The 24,602-nt window shown below is 64.8% G+C and carries 22 protein-coding genes and 3 tRNA genes; 16 read left to right on the forward strand and 9 right to left on the reverse strand.

Annotation, left to right across the window (positions count from 1 at the left end):
* The first annotated feature begins 17 nt into the window (after window positions 1-17).
* The 5 genes from KUV26_RS00620 to KUV26_RS00640 all read left to right on the forward strand — a co-directional run bounded on the left by KUV26_RS00620 (window position 18) and on the right by KUV26_RS00640 (window position 6,841).
* Window positions 18-1,763 carry an ATP-binding protein gene (locus tag KUV26_RS00620; RefSeq protein WP_222506992.1) on the forward strand — a complete coding sequence of 582 codons (1,746 nt, stop codon included), beginning with the start codon at window positions 18-20 and terminating at the stop codon, window positions 1,761-1,763.
* Entirely contained in the window at window positions 1,760-2,989 is a 1,230-nt protein-coding gene (locus tag KUV26_RS00625) for a sigma-54-dependent transcriptional regulator (RefSeq protein ID WP_222502209.1), read from the forward strand. Before KUV26_RS00620 ends, KUV26_RS00625 begins: the two co-directional genes overlap by 4 nt.
* A gap of 697 nt (window positions 2,990-3,686) precedes the next feature.
* On the forward strand, window positions 3,687-4,688 hold the full coding sequence (locus KUV26_RS00630; protein WP_222506993.1) for a DctP family TRAP transporter solute-binding subunit: 1,002 nt from the start codon (window positions 3,687-3,689) through the stop codon (window positions 4,686-4,688).
* Between the two features lie 99 nt (window positions 4,689-4,787).
* Window positions 4,788-5,465, forward strand: a complete 678-nt coding sequence (locus KUV26_RS00635; protein ID WP_222506994.1) for a TRAP transporter small permease — start codon at window positions 4,788-4,790, stop codon at window positions 5,463-5,465.
* Entirely contained in the window at window positions 5,465-6,841 is a 1,377-nt protein-coding gene (locus tag KUV26_RS00640; protein WP_222506995.1) for a TRAP transporter large permease, read from the forward strand. The genes KUV26_RS00635 and KUV26_RS00640 overlap by 1 nt, the downstream gene beginning before the upstream one ends.
* Before the next feature lie 179 nt (window positions 6,842-7,020).
* Here KUV26_RS00640 and tpiA read toward each other — a convergent pair whose 3' ends face one another.
* From tpiA to KUV26_RS00660, 4 genes are all read right to left on the reverse strand, one after another.
* Window positions 7,021-7,770, reverse strand: coding sequence for a triose-phosphate isomerase (gene tpiA, locus KUV26_RS00645; protein ID WP_222506996.1), 750 nt, complete (start codon window positions 7,768-7,770; stop codon window positions 7,021-7,023).
* Window positions 7,771-7,908: 138 nt separating this feature from the next.
* On the reverse strand, window positions 7,909-8,268 hold the full coding sequence (locus KUV26_RS00650; RefSeq protein WP_222502214.1) for a HesB/IscA family protein: 360 nt from the start codon (window positions 8,266-8,268) through the stop codon (window positions 7,909-7,911).
* A 176-nt stretch (window positions 8,269-8,444) separates the two neighbouring features.
* Window positions 8,445-9,668: a glycerophosphodiester phosphodiesterase family protein gene (locus KUV26_RS00655; RefSeq protein WP_261399694.1), complete on the reverse strand. Its 1,224-nt coding sequence runs from the start codon at window positions 9,666-9,668 to the stop codon at window positions 8,445-8,447.
* 122 nt (window positions 9,669-9,790) lie between these two features.
* On the reverse strand, window positions 9,791-10,153 hold the full coding sequence (locus KUV26_RS00660; protein ID WP_222502215.1) for an SUF system Fe-S cluster assembly protein: 363 nt from the start codon (window positions 10,151-10,153) through the stop codon (window positions 9,791-9,793).
* A gap of 243 nt (window positions 10,154-10,396) precedes the next feature.
* Here KUV26_RS00660 and KUV26_RS00665 point away from each other — a divergent pair, with 243 nt between their 5' ends.
* A complete protein-coding gene (locus KUV26_RS00665; protein ID WP_222506997.1) occupies window positions 10,397-11,152 on the forward strand; it encodes an outer membrane beta-barrel protein in 756 nt (251 codons plus the stop codon).
* 53 nt (window positions 11,153-11,205) lie between these two features.
* Here KUV26_RS00665 and KUV26_RS00670 read toward each other — a convergent pair whose 3' ends face one another.
* The 3 genes from KUV26_RS00670 to rimK form a co-directional block, all read right to left on the reverse strand.
* On the reverse strand, window positions 11,206-11,481 hold the full coding sequence (locus KUV26_RS00670; RefSeq protein ID WP_222506998.1) for an NfeD family protein: 276 nt from the start codon (window positions 11,479-11,481) through the stop codon (window positions 11,206-11,208).
* Window positions 11,481-12,371, reverse strand: a complete 891-nt coding sequence (locus tag KUV26_RS00675; RefSeq protein WP_222502218.1) for an SPFH domain-containing protein — start codon at window positions 12,369-12,371, stop codon at window positions 11,481-11,483. Before KUV26_RS00675 ends, KUV26_RS00670 begins: the two co-directional genes overlap by 1 nt.
* 231 nt (window positions 12,372-12,602) lie before the next feature.
* Window positions 12,603-14,009, reverse strand: coding sequence for a 30S ribosomal protein S6--L-glutamate ligase (gene rimK / locus KUV26_RS00680; protein ID WP_222506999.1), 1,407 nt, complete (start codon window positions 14,007-14,009; stop codon window positions 12,603-12,605).
* Between the two features lie 69 nt (window positions 14,010-14,078).
* Here rimK and tgt point away from each other — a divergent pair, with 69 nt between their 5' ends.
* The 4 genes from tgt to lon all read left to right on the forward strand — a co-directional run bounded on the left by tgt (window position 14,079) and on the right by lon (window position 19,958).
* Window positions 14,079-15,209, forward strand: coding sequence for a tRNA guanosine(34) transglycosylase Tgt (tgt, locus tag KUV26_RS00685; protein WP_222507000.1), 1,131 nt, complete (start codon window positions 14,079-14,081; stop codon window positions 15,207-15,209).
* Window positions 15,210-15,461: 252 nt separating this feature from the next.
* Window positions 15,462-16,544, forward strand: coding sequence for an alkene reductase (locus KUV26_RS00690; protein WP_222507001.1), 1,083 nt, complete (start codon window positions 15,462-15,464; stop codon window positions 16,542-16,544).
* A gap of 107 nt (window positions 16,545-16,651) precedes the next feature.
* The gene (locus KUV26_RS00695; protein ID WP_261399695.1) at window positions 16,652-17,311 is read left to right on the forward strand and encodes a hypothetical protein; all 660 of its coding nucleotides are present in this window, start codon (window positions 16,652-16,654) and stop codon (window positions 17,309-17,311) included.
* Between the two features lie 235 nt (window positions 17,312-17,546).
* Window positions 17,547-19,958 carry an endopeptidase La gene (gene lon / locus KUV26_RS00700; RefSeq protein WP_222502222.1) on the forward strand — a complete coding sequence of 804 codons (2,412 nt, stop codon included), beginning with the start codon at window positions 17,547-17,549 and terminating at the stop codon, window positions 19,956-19,958.
* A gap of 148 nt (window positions 19,959-20,106) precedes the next feature.
* On the opposite strand, the gene KUV26_RS00705 is transcribed toward lon, so the two are convergent.
* Complete coding sequence (locus tag KUV26_RS00705) at window positions 20,107-21,162, reverse strand: Glu/Leu/Phe/Val family dehydrogenase (RefSeq protein WP_222502223.1); 1,056 nt, start codon at window positions 21,160-21,162, stop codon at window positions 20,107-20,109.
* Window positions 21,163-21,295: 133 nt separating this feature from the next.
* On the opposite strand from KUV26_RS00705, the gene KUV26_RS00710 reads away from it, so the two are divergent.
* The 4 genes from KUV26_RS00710 (at window position 21,296) to KUV26_RS00725 (ending at window position 23,217) form a co-directional block, all read left to right on the forward strand.
* Window positions 21,296-21,751, forward strand: a complete 456-nt coding sequence (locus tag KUV26_RS00710; RefSeq protein ID WP_222502224.1) for an Lrp/AsnC family transcriptional regulator — start codon at window positions 21,296-21,298, stop codon at window positions 21,749-21,751.
* Window positions 21,752-21,882: 131 nt separating this feature from the next.
* Window positions 21,883-22,443 (forward strand): HU family DNA-binding protein, encoded by a 561-nt coding sequence (locus tag KUV26_RS00715; RefSeq protein WP_222507002.1) that lies wholly within the window; start codon window positions 21,883-21,885, stop codon window positions 22,441-22,443.
* Between the two features lie 13 nt (window positions 22,444-22,456).
* Window positions 22,457-22,531, forward strand: a tRNA-Val gene (locus KUV26_RS00720).
* A 116-nt stretch (window positions 22,532-22,647) separates the two neighbouring features.
* Window positions 22,648-23,217 carry a histidine phosphatase family protein gene (locus tag KUV26_RS00725; protein ID WP_222507003.1) on the forward strand — a complete coding sequence of 190 codons (570 nt, stop codon included), beginning with the start codon at window positions 22,648-22,650 and terminating at the stop codon, window positions 23,215-23,217.
* A 34-nt stretch (window positions 23,218-23,251) separates the two neighbouring features.
* Here the strand turns inward: KUV26_RS00725 and KUV26_RS00730 are convergent, their stop codons facing one another.
* Complete coding sequence (locus tag KUV26_RS00730) at window positions 23,252-23,956, reverse strand: hypothetical protein (RefSeq protein ID WP_222507004.1); 705 nt, start codon at window positions 23,954-23,956, stop codon at window positions 23,252-23,254.
* 236 nt (window positions 23,957-24,192) lie between these two features.
* Here KUV26_RS00730 and KUV26_RS00735 point away from each other — a divergent pair.
* Together KUV26_RS00735 and KUV26_RS00740 are read left to right on the forward strand one after the other, a co-directional pair.
* Window positions 24,193-24,268 (forward strand) — tRNA-Val (locus tag KUV26_RS00735).
* Between the two features lie 200 nt (window positions 24,269-24,468).
* Window positions 24,469-24,545: transfer RNA gene (locus tag KUV26_RS00740), tRNA-Asp, on the forward strand.
* Window positions 24,546-24,602: the final 57 nt, after the last annotated feature.

A 24,602-nucleotide genomic window follows, 5' to 3' on the forward strand; every position in this document is an offset into this window, starting at 1 on the left:
TTTGATAACGTGCCGCAATGAATACACATAAAGTTCTTCGCTGGAGCCTGCCGGCCGGGTTCCTGGTGGCCGTGGCGGCATTGGCGCTGATGGTCTGGTCTTACGGATACCGCCAGGCGCTGGACAGCCTGGCAGAGCGCAGCGCGGCGGATCTGGCGCTGGCCTCGGACCGGGTCAGCACCCAGCTGCAGGTCTACCAGGAGCTGGCGGTGCTGACGGCCGGGCACCCGGCGCTCACGGATTTATCCACCCCGGCGGCGCGGGAGCGGGCGGCGGAGCTGTTGCGGCAGGTGGCGGACAAGACGGCGGCGCTGGATGTGTTTTTTGCCGCCGCCGACGGCCGGGTGCTGGCCGCGGCCGAAGGGGTGACCGGCGCCAGCGTCGCGCAGGAAGAGTATTTCATCCGGGCCACGCAGGGGGCGCTGGGCACCGGCCACGGGGTGCTGCAGCCGGAAGGCAAGCGGTCCTATTTCTACGCCGCGCCGGCCTTTGCGGAGGACGGCCAGGTACGCGGCGCGCTGGTGGTGGTCGCGGATGTCGGCGATGTGGAACAGACCTGGCGCGGCTCCTTGCCGGCGGTCTTCTTCACCAACGGCAGCGGCGTGGTCTTTATCGCCAACCGCTCGGAACTGCTGTTCTGGCGGCGCGGCGCGGCGGGGGAGACCCCAAGGGTGACGGGAAGGGATTTCCACGGCGGGCATGAGATCTGGCGCCTGGAGGGCAGCCCCTATCTGCCCGCCCGGGCGCTGCATCTGTCGGTCGGGCTGCCGGTCATCGGCATGACCGGGGAGATCCTGGTCGATGTGGCCCCGGCCCGGCGGATTGCGGCGCTGCAGGCGGCAGCGCTGGCGGCGGTGTGCCTGGCGTTCGGCGCCCTTCTGTTCATCGTGATGGAGCGGCGGCGCACCCTGGCGGAGGCCAACGCGGTTCTGGAAAGCCGGGTCGAGCAGCGCACCCGCGACCTGTCTGCGGCCAACGCGCAATTGCGCCGTGAGGTGCACGAGCGGGAGGAGGCCGAGGCGGCCCTGAAACGGGCGCAGCAGGAGCTGGTGCAGGCGGGCAAGCTGTCGGCGCTGGGCCAGATGTCCGCAGGCATCAGCCATGAGCTGAACCAGCCGCTGATGGCGATTCAGCAGTATGCCGAGAACGGCGCCGCTTTCCTGGCGCGCGGAAAGGCGGAGCGGACCGGCGAGAACCTGGGCCGGATTGCCGACATGGCGGCGCGGATGGCGCGGATCATCAAGAATCTGCGCGCCTTTGCCCGCAATGAGAGCGAGCCGATGGGGCGGGTCGACCTGGTCAGGGTGATCGACGCCGCCGTGGAGCTGACGGCGCCGCGCCTGAAGGCGGATCATATCGACCTGCGCTGGGATGCCGCGGCCTGCAGCGGACCGGTCCATGCCTGGGGCGGCGAGGTGCGGCTGACGCAGGTCTTCGTGAACCTGATCAACAACGCAGCGGATGCGATGCAGGGGCAGATGGAGAAAGTGATCTCCATCTGCGTCGATACCGGTCCGCGCCTTCAGGTGCGGGTGCAGGACAGCGGCCCCGGCATCAAGGAGCCGGAGAAGATGTTCGACCCCTTTTATTCCACCAAGGCGGTGGGCAGCTCAGAGGGCATGGGGCTGGGGCTGTCGATCTCCTATGGCCTGGTGCAGAGCTTCGGCGGCAATATCCGCGGCGCCAACACCGGCGGCGGTGCCGTGTTCACGGTGGAGCTGGAGCCGTGGCGCGAAGGTGAAGAAAAGGGAGACGCCGCATGACCCGCAAGGTTCTCTTAGTGGATGATGACGCGGCGGTGCGCGAGGCGCTGGCGCAGACGCTGGAGCTGAATGATCTGGAGGTGGTGGTCTGCGGATCCTTCGTGGCGGCCAAGGACCACATCACCCCTGCGTTCGACGGCATTATCGTGTCCGACATCCGGATGCCGGGGCGGGACGGGTTCCACCTGCTGGACTATGCGCGGGGTGCCGACGATGAGCTGCCGGTGGTGCTGCTGACTGGCGAGGGCGACATTCCGATGGCGGTGAAGGCGATGTCGCAGGGGGCGTTTGATTTCCTCGAGAAACCCTGTGCGCCCGCCGATTTCCTGCCGGTGCTGGAGCGGGCGCTGAAGACCCGGGCGCTGGTGCTGGAGAACCGGCGCCTGAAGCACCAGCTGGAGAGCGGCGATCCGGCGGCGCGGCTGCTGTTCGGCACCTCGCCGCAGGCCCGGGAAATGCGTCAGCGGGTGCGGGCGGTGGCACCGACCGGCGCGGAGGTTCTGGTCACCGGCGCGCCGGGCAGCGGCATATCCAAGGTGGCGGAGGTCATCCACCTGATGTCGCCCGCGGGGCAGGGGCCGTTTGTGAAGCGCCCCGCCGCCGGGCTGGCAGCGGAGACGGTGGCGCAACTGTGCCAGGAGGCGGCGGGCGGGTCATTGTTCCTGGACGAGGTGCAGGCGCTGCCGGAGGCGGCGCAGTACGCGCTGCTGGCGCAGCTGGAACAGGGCGGCGGCGTGCGGATCATCGCGGGCTCCAGCGCCGATCTGGCGGGCAGGGCGGAGGCGGGCGCATTCAGCCCGGACCTGTTCTACCGGCTGGATGTGATGCGGGTGCGGATCCCGTCGCTGGCGGAGCGGCCGGGCGATATCCCGGTGCTGTTCCGCCATTACGTGGCGCAGGCGGCGGAGCAGGCGGGGATCGAGCCGCCGGAAATCAGCCAGGAGCATCTGGCGGCGCTGATGGCGCAGGACTGGCCGGGCAATGCGCGGTCGCTGATGTCTGCGGCGATGCGGTTTGTGCTGGGGATGCCGGAGGAGGCCTCGGCGGCAGCGGGTCTGGGGCTGGCGGAGCAGATGGCGCAGGTGGAGCGGTCGTTGCTGATCGCGGCGCTGGGCCGCGCCAACGGGCGCGCGGCTGCGGCCGCGGAAGCCCTGAAGCTGCCGCGCAAGACGTTTTATGACAAGCTGGCCCGCTATGGCATCCGGCCCGAGGATTACCGCCGCTGAGGGCGCTGGGCCTGGGAGCCTTGCGGTTCGTTCTGTCCGGCGCTGAAGCCGGGGTAGTCAAGGAGGCGGCGCCGCCGGAAAGCCCCGTTGGGGCCATGGGCGGAGGGAGGACGGGGGTCGCAAGCCCCCCTGTCCGCTGAAGCCTTCAGTGCGGGACGCCCCTGCACCCAACAAAGAGGTGGTCTCGGGGGCCCTGTGATCTCCTGGAGGTGCGGGGTGTCAGTCCGCACCGGTGTCGCGACGGGAAGCAGTATTGCAAGCCCGGGTTAAGGAGCGGCAAGCGGTGCGTGCGGTGGCTGCGCAACACCGTTTATGACCAAGCCGCTTGCGGCCCGGTTTGCAACTGCCTGTTTGTCAAACCAGCGGTGTGCCTCCGGCAGTGCGGCAGGCGTAGACGTGCCGGTTGAAAAAAGCCCTATGATTCCCGCAAGCCTGTCGGGCGCTAACATTTGTGCGGATTTCCGCACAAAGCCCGGAGTGCCCTGTGCGGGATTTCGCACAGCTTTTGCAGGGCGCGGCCTGATCGCCTTTGGGCCGCTCCGTAAGCCTATGCAAAACTGCGGAAAATCATGTTTCAATGTGATTCCCGAATCAATTGTTGAGCGGATTTCCGCAACTTGGGATGCTCTGGGCGGACCTCAGCCATGCGCTGGGATCGACATCGGATCAACAGACGATTTTTCTGGGAGGAAAAACCATGAAATTCCTGACCACTACCGCCGCCGCACTGGCACTGGCTGTAACCGCAGGCGCGGCAAGCGCTGCCTGTGACGACGGCGAGATCGTGGTGAAGTTCAGCCATGTCACCAACACCGACAAGCACCCCAAGGGGATCGCCGCGGCACTGCTGGAAAAGCGGGTGAATGAGGAAATGAATGGCACCATGTGCATGGAGGTCTATCCGAACTCCACGCTGTATAACGACAACAAGGTGCTGGAAGCGATGCTGCAGGGCGACGTGCAGCTGGCGGCGCCGAGCCTGTCGAAGTTTGAGAAGTTCACCAAGCAGTTCCGCCTGTTCGACCTGCCGTTCATGTTCAAGAGCATCGAAGCCGTGGATGCCTTCCAGGCCTCCGAAACCGGCCAGGAGATGCTGAACTCGATGCAGCGCCGGGGCCTGCAGGGCCTGGCCTACTGGCACAACGGCATGAAGCAGATGTCGGCCAACAAGCCGCTGGTGGAGCCGTCGGACGCCAACGGGCTGAAGTTCCGGGTGCAATCCTCGGACGTGCTGGTGGCGCAGATGGAAGCGATCGGCGGCTCGCCCCAGAAGATGGCGTTCTCGGAAGTCTACGGCGCGCTGCAGCAGGGAGTTGTGGACGGCCAGGAGAACACCTGGTCCAACATCTACGGCAAGAAGTTCTTTGAGGTGCAGGACGGCATCACCGAGACCAATCACGGCGCGCTGGATTACCTGGTGGTGACCTCCGTCGACTGGCTGGACAGCCTGGAGCCCGAGGTGCGCGACCAGTTCCTGACCATCCTGAACGAGGTGACCGCGGTGCGCAACGCCGAGTCGACCAAGGTGAACGGCGAGGCCAAGCAGGCGATCATCGATGCCGGCGGCGTGGTGCGCGAGCTGACCCCCGAGCAGCGCGCGGCCTGGGTCGAGGCGATGAAGCCGGTCTGGGAGAAATTCGCAGGCGACGTCGGCCAGGAAAAGATCGACGCCGCGCAAGCCATCAACGCGGGCCTGTAAACCGGGCCTATCCGGGGTGCCCCCATGGGCGCCCCGTATCCGCAGGCGGCGCGGGGATCCGCCGCCTGCACCCCTTTCCGCAAAATTTGGGAGGCAGCCATGGCGGGGTCCAGAACCGGCCCGAGCGGGCTTATCAACTCACTCGAAGAAACTCTGATCGCGCTCCTGCTGGGGCTGATGACGGCGATAACATTCGCCAATGTGATCGCGCGGTTTGTATTCAATTCCAACATCCTGTGGGCGCTTGAGCTCACCGTGTTCCTGTTTGCCTGGCTGGTGCTGCTGGGCGCGTCCTATGCGGTCAAGGCCCATGCGCATCTGGGTGTCGATGCCATCGTCAACATGCTGGCGCCCGGCGCGCGCATGGCGGTGGGCCTGTTTGCTGTGGCCTGCTGCCTGGTGTTTTCGCTGCTGCTGCTGAAAGGCGCCTATGACTACTGGGCGGTGTTTGCCGACCTGCCGCCCACCTCGGGCCGCTGGTTCCCGACCGGGCTGGATTTCAAGGCGCGCTCGCAGAGCTTCTATGAAGTGCAGGACGTGCCGATGGTGGGGGTCTTCAAGTTCCTGGAAGACCTGATCAATTACGGCGACTCCTACGAGAAGCTGCCGAAAGTGGTGCCTTATGTGGTGCTGCCGGTGTCGATGCTGCTCCTGGTGTTCCGCTTCGCCCAGGCGGCGCTGCAGATTGCCCGCGGCGAGGCCGACCGGCTGGTCGCCAGCCATGAAGTTGAAGATGAAATTGCGGAAGTGCAGGCGCAGCGCGGGGAGCATGACTGATGGAAGTGGTAATCCTCTTTGCGATGGTGATCGGCCTGTTGCTGATCGGGGTACCGATTGCGGTCTCGCTGGGTCTCAGCTCCACCATCTTTCTGCTGATCTATTCTGACAGTTCGCTGGCCTCTGTTGCGGGCACGCTGTTTGAGGCCTTTGAAGGGCATTTCACCCTGCTGGCGATTCCGTTCTTCATCCTGGCGTCCAGTTTCATGACAACCGGCGGCGTGGCGCGGCGGATCATCCGCTTCTCCATCGCCTGCGTGGGCCATCTTCCCGGCGGTCTGGCAATTGCCGGCGTCTTTGCCTGTATGCTGTTTGCGGCGCTGTCCGGCTCCTCGCCTGCCACCGTTGTGGCCATCGGCTCCATCGTGATCGCGGGCATGCGGCAGGTGGGCTACACCAAGGAGTTCGCGGCCGGCGTGATCTGTAACGCAGGCACCCTGGGTATCCTGATCCCGCCGTCGATTGTGATGGTGGTCTATGCGGCGGCGGTTGAGGTTTCCGTCGGGCGGATGTTCCTGGCGGGCGTCATCCCGGGCCTGCTGGCAGGACTGTTCCTGATGGTCACCATCTACGTGATGGCCAAGGTCAAGAACCTGCCGAAGGGCGAGTGGAAGGGCTGGGGCGAGATCATCACCTCGGGCCGTGAGGCCGGCTGGGGCCTGTTCCTGATCGTGATCATCCTGGGCGGCATCTATGGCGGTATTTTCACCCCGACTGAAGCGGCAGCTGTGGCGGCGGTCTATGCCTTCCTGATCGCGTCTTTTGTGTACAAGGACATGGGGCCGCTGTCGAACGGCGAGGGTGAAGCGAAAACACCGCTGATCAAGAAGCCTTATGCGCTGGTCACGGCCATCTTCCACAGCGACACCAAGCACACGCTGTTCGAGGCGGGCAAGCTGACCGTGACGTTGATGTTCGTGATCGCCAACGCGCTGATCCTGAAGCATGTGCTGACCGATGAGCAGGTGCCGCAGCATATCGCCAACGCGATGCTGTCGGCGGGCTTCGGGCCGGTGATGTTCCTGATCGTCGTCAACGTGATCCTGCTGATCGGCGGCCAGTTCATGGAGCCCTCGGGCCTGCTGGTGATCGTGGCGCCGCTGGTGTTCCCGATTGCCATCGAGCTGGGCATCGACCCGATCCATCTGGGCATCATCATGGTGGTGAACATGGAGATCGGCATGATCACACCGCCGGTGGGCCTGAACCTGTTTGTGACCTCGGGCGTGGCGGGGATGCCGATGATGGGGGTGGTGCGCGCGGCGCTGCCGTTCCTGGCCGTGCTGTTCGTTTTCCTGATCCTGATCACCTATGTGCCCTGGCTGTCCACCGTGCTGCCAAATGCGGTGATGGGGCCGGAGATCATAACGAACTAGGAAAGTTCGCAAAAAGAAACGCCCCGGGACACCGGGGCGTTTTTCATTTCAGGGCAGGGGCGCTGCCCCTCTTGCCCCTTCGGGCCAATTCACCCCGGAGTATTTGGCAAAGGTGAAAACTGCCTGAGTTTCATCTTTCTGGAAATACTCAATCCCGAGGTTTGCGCCGCAGCGGTATGTCAGCTGTTTTCCAATGCGCTGATGATCGGGGAGAAATCTGCGGCCTTGAGGCTGGCGCCGCCCACAAGCGCACCGTCGACGTTGGAGACGGCGAAGATTTCAGCTGCGTTGGACGGCTTGACCGAGCCGCCGTAGAGCAGGCGGATGCTGTCTGCTGTTTCGGCACCGAAGCGGCTGGTGAGTTCGGCGCGCAGGAAATCGTGGACTTCGGCGATCTGTTCCAGCGTCGGGACCTTGCCGGTGCCGATGGCCCAGACCGGTTCATAGGCGATCACGGTGTTGGCGCCGGCGGCCGAGGCAGGGACGGAGCCTGCCAGCTGGGTGCCGGCCACTTTCAGCGTGTCGCCGGCCTCGCGTTCCGCCAGGGTTTCGCCGATGCAGATAACGGCAGTGAGGCCCTCGCCGATGGCGGCTTCTGCCTTGGCACAGATCTGGGCGTCTCTTTCGCCGTGGTCGGCGCGGCGCTCGGAGTGGCCGAGGATCACTGCGGAGGCGCCTGCATCCTTGAGCATGGCGGCCGACAGATCGCCGGTGTGGGCGCCGGAGGCGTTTGCGTGGCAGTCCTGGCCGCCGATGGCAACGGCGCTGCCCCGGGCGGTGTCCGCGGCGCGCGACAGCAGGGTGGCGGGCGGGCAGATCAGGATGTCGGCGGCGGGGGCGCCATGGCTTTCGGCCAGGGCCGCCAGTTCAGCCAGGCTGTCGCCAGTGCCGTTCATCTTCCAATTGCCTGCTGCCAGTTTCCGCCGCATGGGGGTGCCTCCGAATGTCCTGTTTGGGCGTGACTGGTAGCACCGGCAGCGGGGCGGCGCAATTCGCTTGCGCGCCCGCCGGGAACGCAAAAGGGCGGGGAAGCCCCCGCCCGCTGCTGTCTTCCCTGATGCGCCGGATCAGCTGCCGGGCACTTCCTTGAAGGAGATCGACTCGCCGCAGCCGCAGGCCTCGGCGACATTGGGGTTGTTAAACTTGAAGCCGCTTTCCAAGAGCGTCACCTCATAGTCGATCTCGGTGCCGAACAGGAACATCTGCGCCATCGGGGCGATCAGGATGCGGGCGCCGTCTTGCTCGACCACCTCGTCATTGGGGTCGGCCTGGTCGACATATTCCATGGTGTATTCCATGCCCGCGCAGCCGCCCTTCTTGACGCCGATGCGCAGGCCGGCGCGGCCGTCCTTTATCATCAGCTTGGCGATCTGGGCCGCAGCCTTGGGCGTCATGGTCACCGCCTGTTTGCCGGGAATGCCGAACATGTATGTCTCCTTGCGCTTCCCCTGTTATCTAGGGTGGCTGCGGGGGCGGCTCAACCCCCACATGCGGCGGGGCCGGAGAATAACATACACTTGTTATGCGGAAATAAAAGCGGCCGCCTCCTGGGCAGGGAGGCGGCCGGTGATGGGGGTGTCCGTCATTTGGGGAGGGACGGGCGTCAGAGCCCCATGCAGTTCGCGTAATAGGTGGTGGTGGCGGGCCAGTCGGAGAACACGCCCTCAACCCCCACATCCCGGGCCAGAACATCCAGCAGCTGGTAATACATGCTGTCATCGGTGGTCAGGCCGGAAACCGACTGGAAGTACCAGCCGCCGCCCGAGGCCAGCGGGCCGGAGCGTTCCAGGGTCCAGGTGATCAGCTTGAGGCCTGCCGCCTTGGCCGCCTTGGCGTAAGCCGAGGGCACGATCTTGCCGTCTTCCGAGGTGACCAGCATCCACATCGGCGGGGCGATGTAGTTGACGCCCTTGGCGTGCAGCTCCGCAAAGTCGTGCGGGAAGGTCGCCGGGTTGTTGTGGTCAAAGCCGTCGAGGTCGTAGCTGGCGTCGAGGAACACCGCCTGCTTGCCGAACTCCGGCTCGTTTTCAATCCAGTAGAGCACATCGTCGAGGTTGAAGCTTTGCGCCCAGACGTCCGAGGCCGGGATGCCGGCGGCCTTGTATTCGTCGATCAGCTTCTGGGCATAGTCAGCCTGGCTGAAGCCGTTGAAGGGCATTTCCACCGCGGGAGATTTCAGCTCCGGGGTGAACTTGGCGCCAAGCGATTTGAACAGCTCGATCGATTCCGCGTGGGTCATCGACGTGGCGTCATCCGCAAACAGGGTGGAGCGCCAGCCGGCGGTGCCGCCCTGATAGGCTGCGGCGGTCAGGGCAGTCTTGTCGGCGCTGTCCATCTTGGGCTGCAGGGTGCGGAACTCTGCCAGGGTGATTTCGGAGGTGCGGCACTCGGCAGCGGCGGGGGTCCCGCCGTCCGCCGGGGTGAAGGGGGTAATGCAAGTGTCCGCCAGGTCCGAGGTCAGGATGTTGGTGGTGGTGTGCAGGTCGTTCTGGGCGTGACGGCAGACCAGCTCCAGATCCTTGGTGAAGGTGACGTCGCATTCCAGGATGCCCGCGCCCATCTGGGCGGCGGCGATATTGGATTCGACGGTGTGCTCCGGGAACAGCAGCGGCGCGCCGCGGTGGCCGATGGAGAAATCCGTGCGCTGCGGCGTCTGGCCCAGGCAGGACTGCAGGTTGTCCTTGAGCGCGCCCTCGGGCAGCTTGGAGATCAGATAGGCGGGGCGGGGGCCGTAGCTGAGGCCCGCATCCGCCGCAGCCGGGGGATTGCCGGCGAAGGCGGCGGTGGACAAAAGCAGGGCAGCTGCCGCGGGCAGGGCAAGGCGCATGGAAAGGTCTCCGGTTGGTCACATTCGCGGCGAGAGTGGCGCGCAAATGTAACAGCCGGGTTGCGCCCGCATGACGGGCGCAAGAAGGTCTTGTAACACCTGAAGCGGAGTGGCGGCCGGGCTTACATGAAGCCCAGTTCGAGGCGGGCCTCGTCAGACATCATCTCCATGCCCCAGGGCGGCTCCCAGGTGAGCTCGACATCGACGCTCTTGATGCCGGGCACGGGGGAGATCGCATCGACCAGCCAGCCCGGCATCTCGCCGGCCACCGGGCAGCCCGGCGCGGTCAGAGTCATGATGATCTTCACGTCGTTCTCGTCAGTGATGTCGATGGTGTAGATCAGCCCCAGTTCATAGATGTTCACCGGGATTTCCGGGTCATACACGGTGCGGCAGGCGTCGACGACGGCTTCGTACAGCGGGTGGCTGACGGAGGAGGGCGCGATCAGAGGGGCGCCTTCGAGCGGTTCGGCAGGGTTGGTCATGAGGATCCCGGTTTGATTTTCCGACGGTTTATATAGGAAATATGCGGCCCGGCGTCCAGAGGCGGCGGGCGCTAAGCTGCCGCCCGGTTGCCTTGCCCTGGGAACGCAAATATTTGATTTGCACCCGGATTCGCGCTAAGTTGTGGCTCCCCCATAATGTTTTCGTGAAGGCTGCCATGCTGCAGCGGACCGGTGTGCGATTGCCGTCCGCACCGCGGTCCTTGGCGGGTCCGGGGAGGAGCCGTGCCTGAGCTGTTTGCATTCCGCCGCGCATCTGCACGCATTCTGCTGGCAGCTCTTGCGCTTTTAGCCGCTGCCGCTCTGGCCCGGGCCGAGGGCAGCTGGCAGTGGCAGCTGACCCCCTTTGTCCTGGCGCCTTCCATCGACAGCACCACTGAATTGGGCCGCAGCGGCGGAGATGTGGAGATTGATGCCGGTGATGCCTTTGACCAGCTGCAAGCCGGCGGGATGCTGCAGTTTGAGGGGGTTCACAGCAGCAATCTGGGGTTCCGCCTGCGGTATTCGATACTGGACGCCGATGCGGACGGGGCAACCGAAATGGGCCCGGCCTCTGTGCGCTATGACCAGAATCTGGGCGAGGCGGTGCTGACGTACAGGTTTGCCCGGGGCCGCAACCGGTTCGAGGTGTTCGGGGGGCTGCGCCACTGGGAGGTGGATGTGACCGCCGCCGTGCCGGGCGGCACCCTGCGGCGGGGCGCGGACTGGACAGATCCGATCGCGGGCTTCCGCTGGGAGCGCCGCCTGTCGGATGATATCAGCTTGGCGCTGGAGGCCGACATCGGTTTGGGCGGCGGCTCCGACAAAAGCTGGTCGGCCATGGGCGGCGTGATCTACGACCGCTGGGAGCGGGCCTCGATCTATGTCATGTACCGCGGGCTGGGGGTGGACTATCAGGAAGGCATCCGCGGCACCGGCAGCTTCTTCCGCCATGATGCAGTCACGCACAGCCTGCTGGCTGGGGTCGGGTTCCGGTTCTGACAGCCGGTCAAGGAGACCGGGCGCGCGCGGCTGCAGCACCCCCGGCCGGAAGATCAATCGTTGATATCGTGGTCGAAAGTCTTCACCTGGCCCTTGGGCAGGGCGAAGTAGCGGCGCATCACCAGCCAAGCGGTCAGCGACAGGGCGGCGAAGATTAGCAGCAGCGGCGGCAGGCTGATGCTGGCGCCTGCCAGCAGCAGCAGGGTGACGACCGCCGCGCCGATGGCAAAGCCCAGGAAAACGAAGCCCGGCACCAGCACCTCGAGGATGGCCAGGGCCAGGGCGGCTGCGCCCCAGACCCACCACAAGGCCCAGAAAGGGGCGTCCATCACTTTCCTCCCTTCAGCAGGTTGAAGGCGTTGCCGAAGGCCTCCAGTGCGTGGGCAGGAACCACGATGGTCTGCTTGCCCTCGCCCTTGCCAAGCGCGGTCAGCGATTCCACCTGTTTCAGCGCCACCTGATACTGCGCCGCCTCAAGCCCGTTTTCGGCAATGGCCTTGGCGACAACTTCGGTCGCGTAGGCTTCGGCCTCGGCCTGGATGCGGCGGGCCTTAGCGGTCTGTTCGGCGGCGTAGAGCTCGGCGTCGGCCTGCAGCTCCACGGCGCGCTTCTGACCCTCGGCCTTGGTCACCTCGGCCCGGCGGGCGCGCTCGGCATTGAGCTGTTGCAGCATGGCGTCGCGGGTCGCCTGGTCCAGGTTCACATCGAGGATCTCGGCGCGGGTCACCTCGATGCCCCAGTCGTCCACCGCGGTCTCGACCGCTTCCTGAATGCGGGTGATCAGCTGGGCGCGGTTCGATTGCACCTCGTCCAGATCCATCTTGCCGATCTCGGCGCGGACGATGCCGGCCACGGTGGTAGCGATGGCGCCGTCCACGTCACGGATCCGGTAGACGGTCTTTTCCGGCTCCAGGATGCGGTAGAACACCGAGGTGTCGATCTGTACCAGAACGTTGTCCTTGGTGATTGCGTCCTGGGTGGCGTTTGGGAGCTGGCGTTCCAGAATCGAGATCTTGTGGCGGGCCACATCCAGGAAGGGCACGATGAAGTTGATGCCCGGCCCCAGCACCGAGTGCAGGCGGCCGAAGCGTTCGACCACATATTTTTCCGATTGCGGCACGATCTTGATGCCCTTCAGGATCACGATGATCAGCAGAACGGCACCCAGCAGGTACAGAAGATTGCCGGACAGAAGGTCGAGGAACAGGTCTTCGTTCATGTAAAATTCCTTTGGTTGGTCAGCGGGGGCTGCAGGAGCCGGGGCACCCGGGTCCGGCGGCCCGCCGGGCAGGGGCTGTGCGCCGGAAGTCTTGTCCTTGTTCAATGACACGCCCCGTTGTGTGCAACGGTATACAAGTGGGTGTTAGCGGTGCCGGTTTCAAGAGTTTCCAAGCGTATATGACGCCCGGCAGTCCAGGCTGGCAAGCCCGGAGGGGCTTGCCGCGCGGTGTCAGCTGCTGGAGGGTTTGAGCCGCCGCATCGGCGCCGGGCGCACCCGGTCTTCGATTTCGCTGTAAATCAGCCCGGCAATGTTCTTGGAGGAGGTTTTTTCGATCCCCTCCAGCCCGGGGGAGGAGTTCACCTCAAGCACCTTGGGGCCGGTTTCCGAGCGCAGGAGGTCGACGCCCGCCACATTGAGCCCGAAGGCCTTGGCTGCGCGGACGGCGGTGGCGCGCTCCTCCTTGCTGATGCGGACTGACTCGGCGCTGCCGCCCAGATGCAGGTTGGACCGGAAGTCGCCTTCTGCACCGGAGCGTTTCATCGACGCAACCACCTTGGAGCCGACCACGAAGCAGCGGATGTCCACGCCCGCGGCCTCCTTGACGAATTGCTGCACCAGAAAGTTGGCCTTGAGCCCGCGGAAGGCGGTGATGACGCTTTCGGCGGCCTTCTTGGTTTCAGCCAGCACCACGCCTTTGCCTTGGGTGCTTTCCAGCAGCTTCACGATCAGCGGCGCGCCGCCCACGATATGGATCAGGCTGCCGGTGTCCTTGGGCGAGGCGGCGAAAGCGGTGGCAGGCATGCCGATCTTGTGACGCGCAAGGATCTGATGCGCGTGCAGCTTGTCGCGGCTGGCGGTGATGCCTTCGGATCCGTTGACGCAGAAGGTGCCCAGGGTTTCGAACTGGCGCAGCAGTGCGGTGCCGTACTGGGTGACAGAAGCGCCGATGCGCGGGATTACCGCATCATAGCGGGGCAGGCGCTTGCCATCGTAGTGGATCTCCGGCGCCAGCGCGTTCAGGGCCATGTAGCAGCGGGTGGTGTTGATCACCTCCACCGTGTGGCCGCGGAGTTCGCCCTCTTCCACCAGGCGGCGGGTGGAATAATTGTCTTCGCGGCTGAGCACGGCGATGCGCAGGGCGCGTTTGGGGGCGGATTTGCGGATGTTGGCGGAGGCGTAGACGGAATAGTCCAGCGCCGGCTGGCACATGCGCTCGCCGGGCACGACGGTCACGTTTTCGGTCAGCGCCTGGCGGCCCAGCAGCATGTGCTTGGCCATGCCGCGCCGGTCGGTCAGTGTCAGCTCCACCGGCCAGGACTGGCCGCCGATTTCCAGCGCGGTCTCGATCACAAAGCGCATCTCGCTTTCGCCGTTAGACGAGGTGACCTCGCGCCGGTCCTTGATCAGGGCGGAGCAGGGGATTTCCAGATCGTACTGGCCGGGAATGGGGTGCACCATGAAGCGCACCTTGGGGGCGCTTGCCGGGCCGAAGGTTTCGATCCCGGTGGCATGCAGCGACGATGTGCGGGCGCCGGTGTCGACCTTGACCCGCAGGGCGGGCAGGCCGAGGTCCGGCAGGCTGACCCATTCCTCCCAGCCGAGTTTCAATTTCGGTGCGGGGTCGGCTGTGGACATGCGCGGGGCTCCTTGGCATTAGGGGGAATCACCGGTGTGCCGGTTTGATTGTAACGGCAGGAATACGAGATGGCAGAGCTTTTCAACTTTGAACTGAAGGCAACCGACGGCAAGGCGCGCGCAGGTGTCATAAACACCCCGCGCGGTGAAATCCGCACCCCTGCCTTCATGCCGGTTGGGACGGCTGCGACGGTGAAGGCGATGATGCCGGAAAGCGTGCGCGCCACCGGTGCCGATATCCTGCTGGGCAACACCTACCATCTGATGCTGCGGCCGACGGCGGAGCGGATTGACCGGCTGGGCGGCTTGCACAAGTTCATGAACTGGGAGCGCCCGATCCTGACCGACAGCGGCGGCTTCCAGGTGATGTCGCTGGCGGGGCTCAGGAAGCTCACCGAGAAGGGTGTGACCTTTAAGTCCCACGTCGACGGCTCCAAACATGAGCTGACGCCGGAACGGTCGATGGAGATCCAGGGGCTCTTGGGGTCGGACATCGTGATGTGTTTCGATGAATGCCCGGCGCTGCCTGCGGACCGCGACCGGATTGCTGAATCGATGCGCCTGTCGATGCGCTGGGCGGAGCGGAGCCGCGAGGCTTTCGGCGACCGGCCGGGCCACGCGCTGTTCGGGATCATGCAGGGCGGGTTGGAGCAGGACCTGCGCGAGGAAAGCGCCGAGGCGCTGAAACAGATCGGGTTCGAGGGCTACGCGGTCGGCGGCCTGGCTGTCGGAGAGGGGCAGGCGGCGATGTTCGACTGCCTGGATTACGCCCCCGGTTTCCTGCCCGAGGACAAGCCGCGTTACCTGATGGGGGTGGGCAAGCCCGACGACATCGTCGGCGCGGTGGCGCGCGGCATCGATATGATGGACTGCGTGCTGCCGTCGCGTTCCGGCCGGACCGGCCAGGCGTTCACCCGCTACGGCGTCGTGAACATCAAGAACGCCCGCCACCAGGACGATCCGCGGCCGCTGGACGAGCACTGCAGCTGTCCGGCGTGCTCGAACTACTCCCGCGCTTACCTGCACCATGTGTTCCGGTCGAACGAGATGATTTCGGGCATGCTGCTGACCTGGCACAACCTGCATTATTTCCAGGAGATCATGCAGGGAATGCGTGATGCGATTGCTGCCGGGACGTTCGACGCCTGGCAGAAGGACTTTCACGACACCCGCGCGCAGGGGGATATTGAGCGGTTGTGACGCTGGGAGCAGCGGCGGGCGCACATCTTTTCGTGAACGATGTATGGGCTGCCCCTTGGGGCGGCCTTTTAACATTTTGACCGCAAGGCATTTTTTCTGCTTGGCCGGGGGGCGTCCGCTGCGCGGGCCGGGAAAAAGGCAGCCCGCGGTTAACATTCCTGAGACTGGAGGGTTGAAAGGGGCTGGCGGGATGCACAGCTCCTTCCGGGCAACATTCCTGTTGCTGGAAACTTTGACCGGAGGGAAATCCCCGTGACCCAAGAATTGTTTTCCGCCAGCGCCGCTGGCGCGATCGAGCTGAAGAACCGCATCGTGATGGCGCCCCTGACCCGCAACCGGGCCGACGACCAGACCGGCGAGGTGCTGGACCGGCATGTGGAATACTACGCCCAGCGGGCCGGCGCCGGGCTGATCATCACCGAGGGCAGCCAGATCAGCGCCGAGGCCAAGGGCTATATCCAGACCCCCGGCATCCACACGGCCGCGCAGGCCGCCGCCTGGCGCAAGGTCACCGATGCGGTTCATGCGAAGGGCGGCAAGATCGTCATCCAGCTGTGGCATGTGGGCCGGATCACCCATGACTCACTGCTGCCCGAAGGCACCAAGGCTGTGTCGTCCACCGATGCGGCGGCTGAGGCCCAGACCTTCACCCATGAGGGATTTGTGCCGACCTCCAAGCCGCAGGCGCTGAGCGCAGAGGGCATTCAGCGGGTCGTTGAGGACTATGTGCAGGCGGCGAAATACGCCAAGGACGCAGGCTTTGACGGGGTCGAGCTGCATGCCGCCAACGGCTACCTGCTGGAGCAGTTCCTGAAGGACGGGGTGAACACCCGCACCGACGGCTATGGCGGCTCGCCCAAGAACCGCGCCCGGATCGTGTTCGAGATCCTGGACGGGCTGCTGACGGTCTGGGAGGCTGGCCGCATCGGCCTGCGCCTGTCGCCCTTTGCCACCTTCAATGACGTGTCGGACAGCGATCCCATCGGCCTTTACACACCGCTTATCCAGCGGCTGAACAGCTACGGTCTGGCTTATCTGCACATGGTCGAGGGCGAGACCGGCGGTGCCCGCGAGGGCGATTTCGGGGCGCTGCGCAAGCTTTATACCGGCACCTATATGGCCAACAACGGCTATGACCGCAAAACCGCGCTGGCGCGGACAGCAGCCGGTGAGGCGGATCTGGTGGCCTTCGGCCGCCCGTTCATTGCCAACCCGGATCTGGCGGCCAGGCTGGCAGCGGACGCGCCGCTGAACGAGGGTAATCCGGATACCTACTACGGCGGAGGGGACGAAGGGTATACGGACTACCCGGCGCTGCAGCAGGCGGCTGAGTAGGTCCGGGCAGTCCGGATCAGGGCGGCGGGGCATTCTGCGCCTCGCCGCCGCAGCGTTCACGGGTTGTGAAGACCTCACGGCTACGCTTGCCCGAAAATGCGGGGAGGATGGCGATGATCCGGTATCAGGCATTGGCTGTTGCGGCTTTTCTGAGCGGCAGTTCCGGCGTTCTGGCGCAGACGGTGCAGACCGCACCGGGATCGCTTGCCGAAGCCTCCAGTTTCTTCAAGGCGCCGCGGCTGGATGGCTGCACGGTGCCGCTGGAGGACCTGGCCAAGGGCGGCGCGCAGGCGCTGCGCGGGCAGTGGGTCGTGCAGAAGGGGCCGGGCGAGGCCGGGCTGGCCGCGGGCGGGCGGATCGAGATGGTGCCGCTGCCGCAGCGCACGGGCGAGGTATTGTCGCTGCGATTCCGCAATGGGCGGCTGGTGGCCGATTCCGCCGCCTTGGGGTTCCTGCCCATCGGGGTGGAGGACCGGGCGCCATTGAAGCCCGGCACAGGCCTGAGGGCTGAAAGCGTGGGCCGCGGCGATCTGGCCGAAGGCACGGAGGTTTATCTCGATGAGCTGACGCTTGGGGCGCTGCCCTGCGGCGCCGACCGGATGCTGCGGCTGAACCTGCTGGCAGAACGCGAGTCCGGCACCGGAAAGGTGCTGCGGCAGGATATCCGCCTGTTCCTGGTCGACCAGGGCCGGATGAGCGGAACCTACCGCGAAACCGGGCCGGGCGGGCGGCTGGAGCGCGGCCTGATCACGCTGCTGCGGCGCTGATCGGTGCGGCAGAGTTATCCACAGGGGCGCCCGGCGCGGCCTTCATCATTTGCTCACCCTTCCTGCATTTGCGCCCTTGTGGTCCCGGCGCGCAGCGGGCAAGGTGAGCCCCAGCCTTGAGGTGCCGCGGTTGAAAACCCAAAACCGCCCCACCAAGTAAAGACATCCAATGAGGAGACGGGCCAAAGCTGCCAATACCGGGGCCGGGCCGTCTTGCCTAACCAAAGGACCGAGTATGCAAGAGCCACTCAATTCCTCCTACCCAGTCCTGCCGCTGCGCGACATCGTGGTGTTCCCCCACATGATCGTGCCGCTGTTCGTGGGCCGGGAAAAATCGGTGCGCGCCCTGGAAGAGGTGATGGCGGACGACAAGCAGATCCTGCTGTCGAGCCAGATCGACCCTTCCGAGGATGATCCCGATACCGATAGCATCTACACCGTCGGCGTGCTGGCCAATGTGCTGCAGCTGCTGAAGCTGCCCGACGGCACCGTCAAGGTGCTGGTCGAGGGCCAGAGCCGGGTGAAGATCACCGAGTTCCTGGAGAACGACAATTTCTTCGAGGCCAAGGCCGAGGAACTGGCCGAGATGCCGGGCGACGTCACCACCACCGAGGCGCTGGTGCGCACCGTCGGCGATGAGTTCGAGCGTTACGCCAAGGTGCGCAAGAACATCCCCGAAGAGGCGCTCTCCGCCGTGGGCGAGACCGCCGAGCCGGCCAAGCTGGCGGACCTGGTGGCAGGCCATCTGGGCATCGAGGTGGACCGCAAGCAGGAACTGCTGGAGACGCTCTCCGTCAGCGAGCGGCTGGAGAAGGTCTATGGCCTGATGCAGGGCGAAATGTCGGTCCTGCAGGTCGAGAAGAAGATCAAGACACGCGTCAAATCCCAAATGGAGAAGACCCAGCGCGAGTACTATCTGAATGAGCAGATGAAGGCCATTCAGAAGGAGCTGGGCGACGGCGAGGAAGGCGCCGGCGAAATCGCCGAGCTGGAAGAGAAGATCGCCGCCACCAAACTGTCGAAAGAGGCGCGCGAGAAGGCCGAGGCCGAGCTGAAGAAGCTCAAGAACATGTCGCCGATGTCGGCGGAAGCCACGGTTGTGCGCAACTACCTCGACTGGATGCTGTCGATCCCGTGGGGCAACAAGTCCCGCGTCAAGAAAGACCTGAACCGCGCGCAGGAAATCCTGGATGCGGATCACTACGGCCTGGAGAAGGTTAAGGAGCGGATCGTCGAATATCTGGCGGTGCAGCAGCGCTCGGCCAAGCTGAAGGGGCCGATCCTCTGCCTCGTCGGCCCGCCGGGCGTGGGTAAGACCAGCTTGGGCAAATCCGTGGCCAAGGCGACCGGCCGCGAGTTCATCCGCATTTCGCTGGGCGGCGTGCGCGATGAGAGCGAGATCCGCGGCCACCGCCGTACCTACATCGGCTCGATGCCCGGCAAGATCATCCAGGCGCTGAAAAAGGCGAAAACCACCAACCCGCTGATCCTGCTCGATGAAATCGACAAGATGGGCCAGGATTTCCGCGGCGACCCGGCCTCGGCGATGCTGGAGGTGCTGGACCCGGAACAGAACAACACCTTCATGGATCACTACCTGGAGGTGGAGTACGACCTGTCGAACGTGATGTTCCTCACCACTTCCAACAGCTACAACATGCCCGGGCCGCTGCTGGACCGGATGGAGATCATCCCTCTGTCCGGCTACACCGAGGATGAAAAGCGCGAGATCGCCAAGCAGCACCTGATTTCCAAGCAGGTGAAGAACCACGGCCTGAAGGCCAAGGAGTTCGAGCTGACCGATGATGCGGTGACCGAGATGATCCGCACCTACACCCGCGAGGCCGGTGTGCGGAACCTGGAGCGCGAAATCGCCAAGGTGGCGCGGAAGTCGCTGACCAAGATCGTCAAGAAAGAAGCCGAAAGCGTGACCGTGACGGCGGACAATCTGGATGATTTCCTGGGCGTCAAGAAGTACCGCTATGGCCTGGCCGAGCTGGAGGATCAGGTGGGTGTTGTTACCGGTCTCGCCTATACCTCTGTCGGCGGTGAACTGTTGTCGATCGAGGCGCTGCGGCTGCCGGGCAAGGGCCGGATGAAGACCACCGGCAAGCTGGGCGACGTGATGAAGGAATCGATTGAGGCGGCGTCGAGCTATGTGCGGTCGGTCAGCCCGCAGATCGGCATCAAGCCGCCGCAGTTCGACCGGCTGGATATCCACGTGCACGTGCCGGACGGCGCAACGCCGAAAGATGGCCCCAGCGCCGGCCTGGCGATGGTGACCGCGATTGTGTCAGTGCTGACCGGCATCCCGGTGCGCAAGGACATTGCGATGACCGGCGAAGTGACTTTGCGCGGCAATGCCAGCGCTATTGGCGGCCTCAAGGAAAAGCTGCTGGCGGCTCTGCGCGGCGGTATCAAGACGGTGCTGATCCCGCAGGAGAACGAAAAGGACCTGCCGGAAATCCCGGACAACGTGAAGGAGGGGCTGGAGATCATCCCCGTCAGCCATGTGTCCGAAGTTCTGGAGCACGCGCTGGTGTCCAAGCCCGAACCAATCGAATGGGATGAGGAGGCGGAAGAAGCCGCAGCCGCCAAGGCGGCGCTGAAAGGTTCCGGCGAAGGTGCAGGCGCGACCGCGCACTGATCCGCTGATCAAGCAATACGGCAAAAGGAAAGGGCGGTCCGAGGGGGCCGCCCTTTTCAGTTCTCTCTTCCGTTCTGGCCCTTCTTGCCGGGGCGTATGGTCCTTGGCGCCTGCGGGAGTGCGTCCGCGGCATTGCAGCCGGGAAGGTTCAGGCGGCCTTGCTGGCGTTCGCCATCTTGGCCTGAACGGTGGCAATTGCCATTTCCGCCGGGCTGACATCCGCCGCCTTGGCCTGGGTCAGGATTGCTGCCATGGTTTCATCCAGCGCCTGCAGCTTCTCGGCGACAAAGCCCTCGCGGTCCTTGATCTGCTGGATTTCGGTCGCGACGTTGATGATGCCGCCGCCGTTGGCAACGAAATCGGGCGCATAGAGGATGCCGCGGGCGTGCAGCGCCGCGCCGTCCTCCGCCGTTGCCAGCTGGTTGTTGGCGCCGCCTGCGACGATATCCGCCTTCAGCTGCGGGATTGTCCCGGCGTTCAGGATGCCGCCAATCGCACAGGGCGCGAACACGTCAGCTTCGGCGCTGTAGATGTCCGCCAGCGGCACCGCCTTTGCGCCGAAGGATTCGATGGCCTTTTCGACGCGGGTCTCGTCGATGTCGGTGACAACCAGCCTGGCGCCGGCCTCGTGCAGGAGCTGGCACAGATACCAGCCGACGTGGCCCAGGCCCTGCACCGATACGGTGACACCATCCAGGCTGCGGCTGCCGTGCTTGTGTGCGCGCGCGGTGCGGATCGCGTTGAAGATGCCGCGTGCGGTGATCGGGGAGGGGTCGCCGCTGGCAAACGCGCCGTCGGCCAGGCCGGCCACGAACCGGGTTTCCTCCGCCAGGACCGCCATGTCGGCGGGGCTCATGCCCATGTCCTCGGCGGTGATGTAGCGGCCGTCCAGGCTCTCGATGGCGCGGGCAAAGGCGCGCAGCAGCTCCGGCGACTTGTCCTTGGCCGGGTTGCCGATGATCACCGCCTTGCCGCCGCCGAGGGTCAGCCCGGCCGCCGCGTTCTTGTAGGTCATGCCCTCGCTGAGGCGCTTGACGTCGGTCAGCGCTTCTTCTTCGCTGGCATAGGGGCGCATGCGCAGGCCGCCTGCCGCCGGGCCCAGCTGGGTGGAGTGCACGGCAATAAAGCCGAGAAGGCCAACGGAGGGCTCCTCGACACGGTAAATTTCTTCGTGGCTGCTGGACGAAACGGCGGTCACTGTCATCTGGATGGCTCCTCCAAAACTTTTCCCGATACTACCAGCGCGCAAACGCCGGTTTTCACCAAAAAAGCCTGCCGGAAAGCTGCTGTTTGGTGGTAAACTGCCTTGGAGGCCGCCTGCGTTAGGGAAAAGCTCCATGGATTCGATTGACCGCAAGATTGTCGCCGCGCTCCAGCGCAACGGGCGGCTGAAGATTTCCGAACTGTCGGAGATGATCGGCCTGTCTCCGACCCCCTGTGCGCGGCGGGTCGCCAACCTCGAGGACAGCGGCGTCATCAGCGGCTATTCGGCGCGGGTGGACCAGGCCAAGCTGGGACTGCCGGTGACCATCTTTGTCGCGGTGGAACTGGAACGGCAGTCCACCGATGCGCTGCAGGCCTTCGAGAAGGCGGTGCGCAAGTTCGACCAGGTGATGGAATGCTACCTGATGACCGGCACCCGCGATATCCTGCTTCGGGTGGTGGCGGAGGACCTGCCGGATTTCGACCGCTTCCTGGAGGACCGGCTGATGCGGGTGCCAGGCATTCGCAATACCCGGTCCAGTTTCACCCTGAGGACAATGTTGCAACGCGACGCGCTGCCGTCCTGCTGACCGGTTCACGGCGGCGGGAAGGCTGTGGTAGGCTGGGGCACAGGATAAGCCTGCCCGCCGGGCTGCGGCCCCCGTTCCGGGCGGCCGGGCGCGGGCGAAGCGGGCGGGAAAACAGGCAGACGGGGCATAACATGGCACGAGCAACCAGCAAGAACAGTTCAGCCGCGCGTAAATCAGGCACGCGCAAAACCGCTGCGCGCAAGAGTGGCACGCTGACGGCTGCCGCGGCAAAACCTGCGGCGGTGAAACCGGCGCCGGTCGAGCTGCGAGCCGGTCAGGCGCCTGCGGCCGAGGCGCCCGCACCGGCCCCTGCGGTTCCGGCGGCGGAGCCGGCAGCCCCGGCGCCGGTTGTTGTCGCGGCCGCCGAACCGGTGGTGGCGGCGCCGGAGCTGGCCAAGAAGGAGCTGGTGGAACAGGCGGTCGAACGGTCCGGCATCAAGAAAAAGGACGCAAAACCGGTGGTCGAGGCGGTTCTGGCGCTGCTGGGAGAGGCCATTGCAGAGGGGCGTGAACTGAACCTGAAACCCTTTGGAAAGCTGCGTGTCAACCGCAGCCAGGAACGCAGCAACGGCAAGGTGTTCGTGTGCAAGCTGCGCCAGCCGGCGGCCGCCGCGGAAGCTGCTGAAGAAAATGGGCCGGAAGGTGAAAAATCTTCCAATGACCCTCTTGCGGAGGCCGCATCTGACGGTTAAAAGCCTGCCTCACGGGTGATTAGCTCAGTGGTAGAGCGCTTCGTTCACATCGAAGATGTCAGGAGTTCAAATCTCTTATCACCCACCATCTTTCCCGAAAGGCGCTCCCTGAAAAGGTTGAGCGCCTTTTGCGTTTCCGGGGTTCCTCAGGCGGCTGTGTGCCGTTACCACTTTGCCTGAAAAAAGACGGGCAGGGAGCATGTGATGCAATTTCCGAAAATCTGGCTGCTGCGCCACGGGCAGACCGAATGGAATGCCGAGCGGCGAATCCAGGGGCAGCTGGAATCGCCGCTGACGCCGCAGGGGGTGGAGCAGGCCCGCAGGCAGGCAACGCTGATGGCGCCCGTCATGGCGCAGAAACCGGCCTGTTATGCCTCGCCCCTGGGGCGGGCGCAGCAGACCGCGGACATTGCTTTGGGCGGTGCGCCTTTCGTGACTGACCCGCGCCTGGCAGAGGCCTATGCCGGTGCGTTTCAGGGCATGACTCTGGCGGAAGTGGCGGCAGAGTACCCGCAGATCCACAGGGCGAATCCGCGCAATCTGGACCTGTTCTGCGAAGCGCCGGGCGGCGAGGGCTACGGCAGTTTCCACGCCCGCATCCTGGATTTCATGCAGTCGCTGGCCGGGCCGTCGGTGGTGGTGGCGCACGGGCTGCTGGGACAGGTGATGCGCGGGATCGTCTGCGGCCTGCCGCGGGACCGGATGGCGGCGCTGCCGAACGGGCAGGGGTGCGTCTATGTGCTGGAAAACGGAGCGGAAACGGTCCTGGAGTAAGCCGGGCCGCAGGGGCGGCGGCCCGGCGCGAGGCTCAGAGGCCCGGCAGCTTGCTCACCAGCCCTCGGCGGCCGAAGGTGGTGCCGCGGTTGGCGCCGAAGTCCCACTTGAATCCGATGCCGACAAAGGCCTCGTTGCCGGACAGGTTCTGCGCGTCTGCGTTCAGTGAGCCGAGCTCGCCGTAGAACTTTGCGCCTTCGCCGATGTCATACTCGGCGCCTGCGGCAATCCGGGTGAGGTCGATGCTGCCAAGATCCAGATGGTCGAGGCCTGCGTTAATGGTGAATTGGCTGGTCACGTCCTTGCGGATGGCAATGCCGGCGATGGTGCCGGAAATTGCGCCGTCATCGCCTTCGCCCAAGTAGAATTCCGCGTCGGCAAAGCCGAATTCGTGCCCGGCCTCGATGCCATAGAAGTCGTATTCATCGTTGCCAGCTTCCTCGACGCCGTAGAACAAGCCCAGCGAGGTGCTGTCGCTGACGTGGGCAATACCGTGAAGGGTAGCATTGGCGCCTTCGAGGCGGGTGGCGTTGAAATCCGCGTAGAACAGGTCGAGCTGGGTGGAAAAACCGCGTGAAAACCCGAGTTCCAGCGCGCCGCCCACCGCCTTGCGCGCAAAATCCGTGTCGTCTGCAAAGGCGGAGGTCGAAAGGTCGAAGCTGCCGCCGGTGATTTCGGCGGCCTGCAGGCTGCCGGCCATTGCCGCTGCCGCGGCTGCTGCGCCAATTATGCGTTTCATGAAAACTGCTCCAGTCGTGTGGCGTGGGCCGTCCTCTGCAATTTCCGGGCCGGCTGGATAGGGTGCTAGGGGAGCGCCGCACCGGTTGGCAATAATGATCGGGCCGCGGCCTGGCGGCCGGATCGGAGTGTTGCGCGGCTGCACGGAAGGGGCGGGATGCGGCGGTGGAAAAACCGGAAAAAAAATCCTTCCGCCTCTTGCGCTGCCGGGCGGCATTCTCTAAATCCCCGCTCACCGGGTGATTAGCTCAGTTGGTAGAGCGCTTCGTTTACACCGAAGATGTCGGGAGTTCGAGTCTCTCATCACCCACCATTCCCCCTCAGACAGATACGTCGAACGAACTGCTGCGGCCACCTGTGCCGGGCTTGGTTTTATATATTTTTCAATGGCTTGCTGGCTGGAGATCATTTTTTTTCCGGAAACCTCCGAAAAAGGCAAAACACCGCTTGACGCTTTGGGGGGTGGAGAATATTACAGCCCAACATTCGGCAGCGATGCTGAATGCGCAGCGGGCGGTTGTAGCTCAGTTGGTTAGAGTACCGGCCTGTCACGCCGGGGGTCGCGGGTTCGAGCCCCGTCAACCGCGCCACTGCTGTACCTCATCCTGGGGTTAATCAGGATCCGCCCCGGAGGGGAACTGGACCGG

It is taken from the genome of Leisingera daeponensis (assembly GCF_019801465.1).
Taxonomy (GTDB): domain Bacteria; phylum Pseudomonadota; class Alphaproteobacteria; order Rhodobacterales; family Rhodobacteraceae; genus Leisingera; species Leisingera daeponensis_A.

What these genes read in the sequence shown, in the direction of transcription:
- lon (WP_222502222.1), top strand. Translation starts at nt 17,547, where the DNA reads ATGCAAGAGCCACTCAATTCCTCCTACCCAGTCCTGCCGCTGCGCGAC.
- KUV26_RS00640 (WP_222506995.1), top strand. Translation starts at nt 5,465, where the DNA reads ATGGAAGTGGTAATCCTCTTTGCGATGGTGATCGGCCTGTTGCTGATC.
- tpiA (WP_222506996.1), bottom strand. Translation starts at nt 7,770, where the DNA reads ATGCGGCGGAAACTGGCAGCAGGCAATTGGAAGATGAACGGCACTGGC.
- KUV26_RS00650 (WP_222502214.1), bottom strand. Translation starts at nt 8,268, where the DNA reads ATGTTCGGCATTCCCGGCAAACAGGCGGTGACCATGACGCCCAAGGCT.
- KUV26_RS00620 (WP_222506992.1), top strand. Translation starts at nt 18, where the DNA reads ATGAATACACATAAAGTTCTTCGCTGGAGCCTGCCGGCCGGGTTCCTG.
- rimK (WP_222506999.1), bottom strand. Translation starts at nt 14,009, where the DNA reads ATGTCCACAGCCGACCCCGCACCGAAATTGAAACTCGGCTGGGAGGAA.
- KUV26_RS00705 (WP_222502223.1), bottom strand. Translation starts at nt 21,162, where the DNA reads ATGACAGTGACCGCCGTTTCGTCCAGCAGCCACGAAGAAATTTACCGT.
- KUV26_RS00715 (WP_222507002.1), top strand. Translation starts at nt 21,883, where the DNA reads ATGGCACGAGCAACCAGCAAGAACAGTTCAGCCGCGCGTAAATCAGGC.
- KUV26_RS00670 (WP_222506998.1), bottom strand. Translation starts at nt 11,481, where the DNA reads ATGGACGCCCCTTTCTGGGCCTTGTGGTGGGTCTGGGGCGCAGCCGCC.
- KUV26_RS00675 (WP_222502218.1), bottom strand. Translation starts at nt 12,371, where the DNA reads ATGAACGAAGACCTGTTCCTCGACCTTCTGTCCGGCAATCTTCTGTAC.
- KUV26_RS00660 (WP_222502215.1), bottom strand. Translation starts at nt 10,153, where the DNA reads ATGACCAACCCTGCCGAACCGCTCGAAGGCGCCCCTCTGATCGCGCCC.
- tgt (WP_222507000.1), top strand. Translation starts at nt 14,079, where the DNA reads ATGGCAGAGCTTTTCAACTTTGAACTGAAGGCAACCGACGGCAAGGCG.
- KUV26_RS00625 (WP_222502209.1), top strand. Translation starts at nt 1,760, where the DNA reads ATGACCCGCAAGGTTCTCTTAGTGGATGATGACGCGGCGGTGCGCGAG.
- KUV26_RS00630 (WP_222506993.1), top strand. Translation starts at nt 3,687, where the DNA reads ATGAAATTCCTGACCACTACCGCCGCCGCACTGGCACTGGCTGTAACC.
- KUV26_RS00725 (WP_222507003.1), top strand. Translation starts at nt 22,648, where the DNA reads ATGCAATTTCCGAAAATCTGGCTGCTGCGCCACGGGCAGACCGAATGG.
- KUV26_RS00695 (WP_261399695.1), top strand. Translation starts at nt 16,652, where the DNA reads ATGGCGATGATCCGGTATCAGGCATTGGCTGTTGCGGCTTTTCTGAGC.
- KUV26_RS00635 (WP_222506994.1), top strand. Translation starts at nt 4,788, where the DNA reads ATGGCGGGGTCCAGAACCGGCCCGAGCGGGCTTATCAACTCACTCGAA.
- KUV26_RS00655 (WP_261399694.1), bottom strand. Translation starts at nt 9,668, where the DNA reads ATGCGCCTTGCCCTGCCCGCGGCAGCTGCCCTGCTTTTGTCCACCGCC.
- KUV26_RS00710 (WP_222502224.1), top strand. Translation starts at nt 21,296, where the DNA reads ATGGATTCGATTGACCGCAAGATTGTCGCCGCGCTCCAGCGCAACGGG.
- KUV26_RS00730 (WP_222507004.1), bottom strand. Translation starts at nt 23,956, where the DNA reads ATGAAACGCATAATTGGCGCAGCAGCCGCGGCAGCGGCAATGGCCGGC.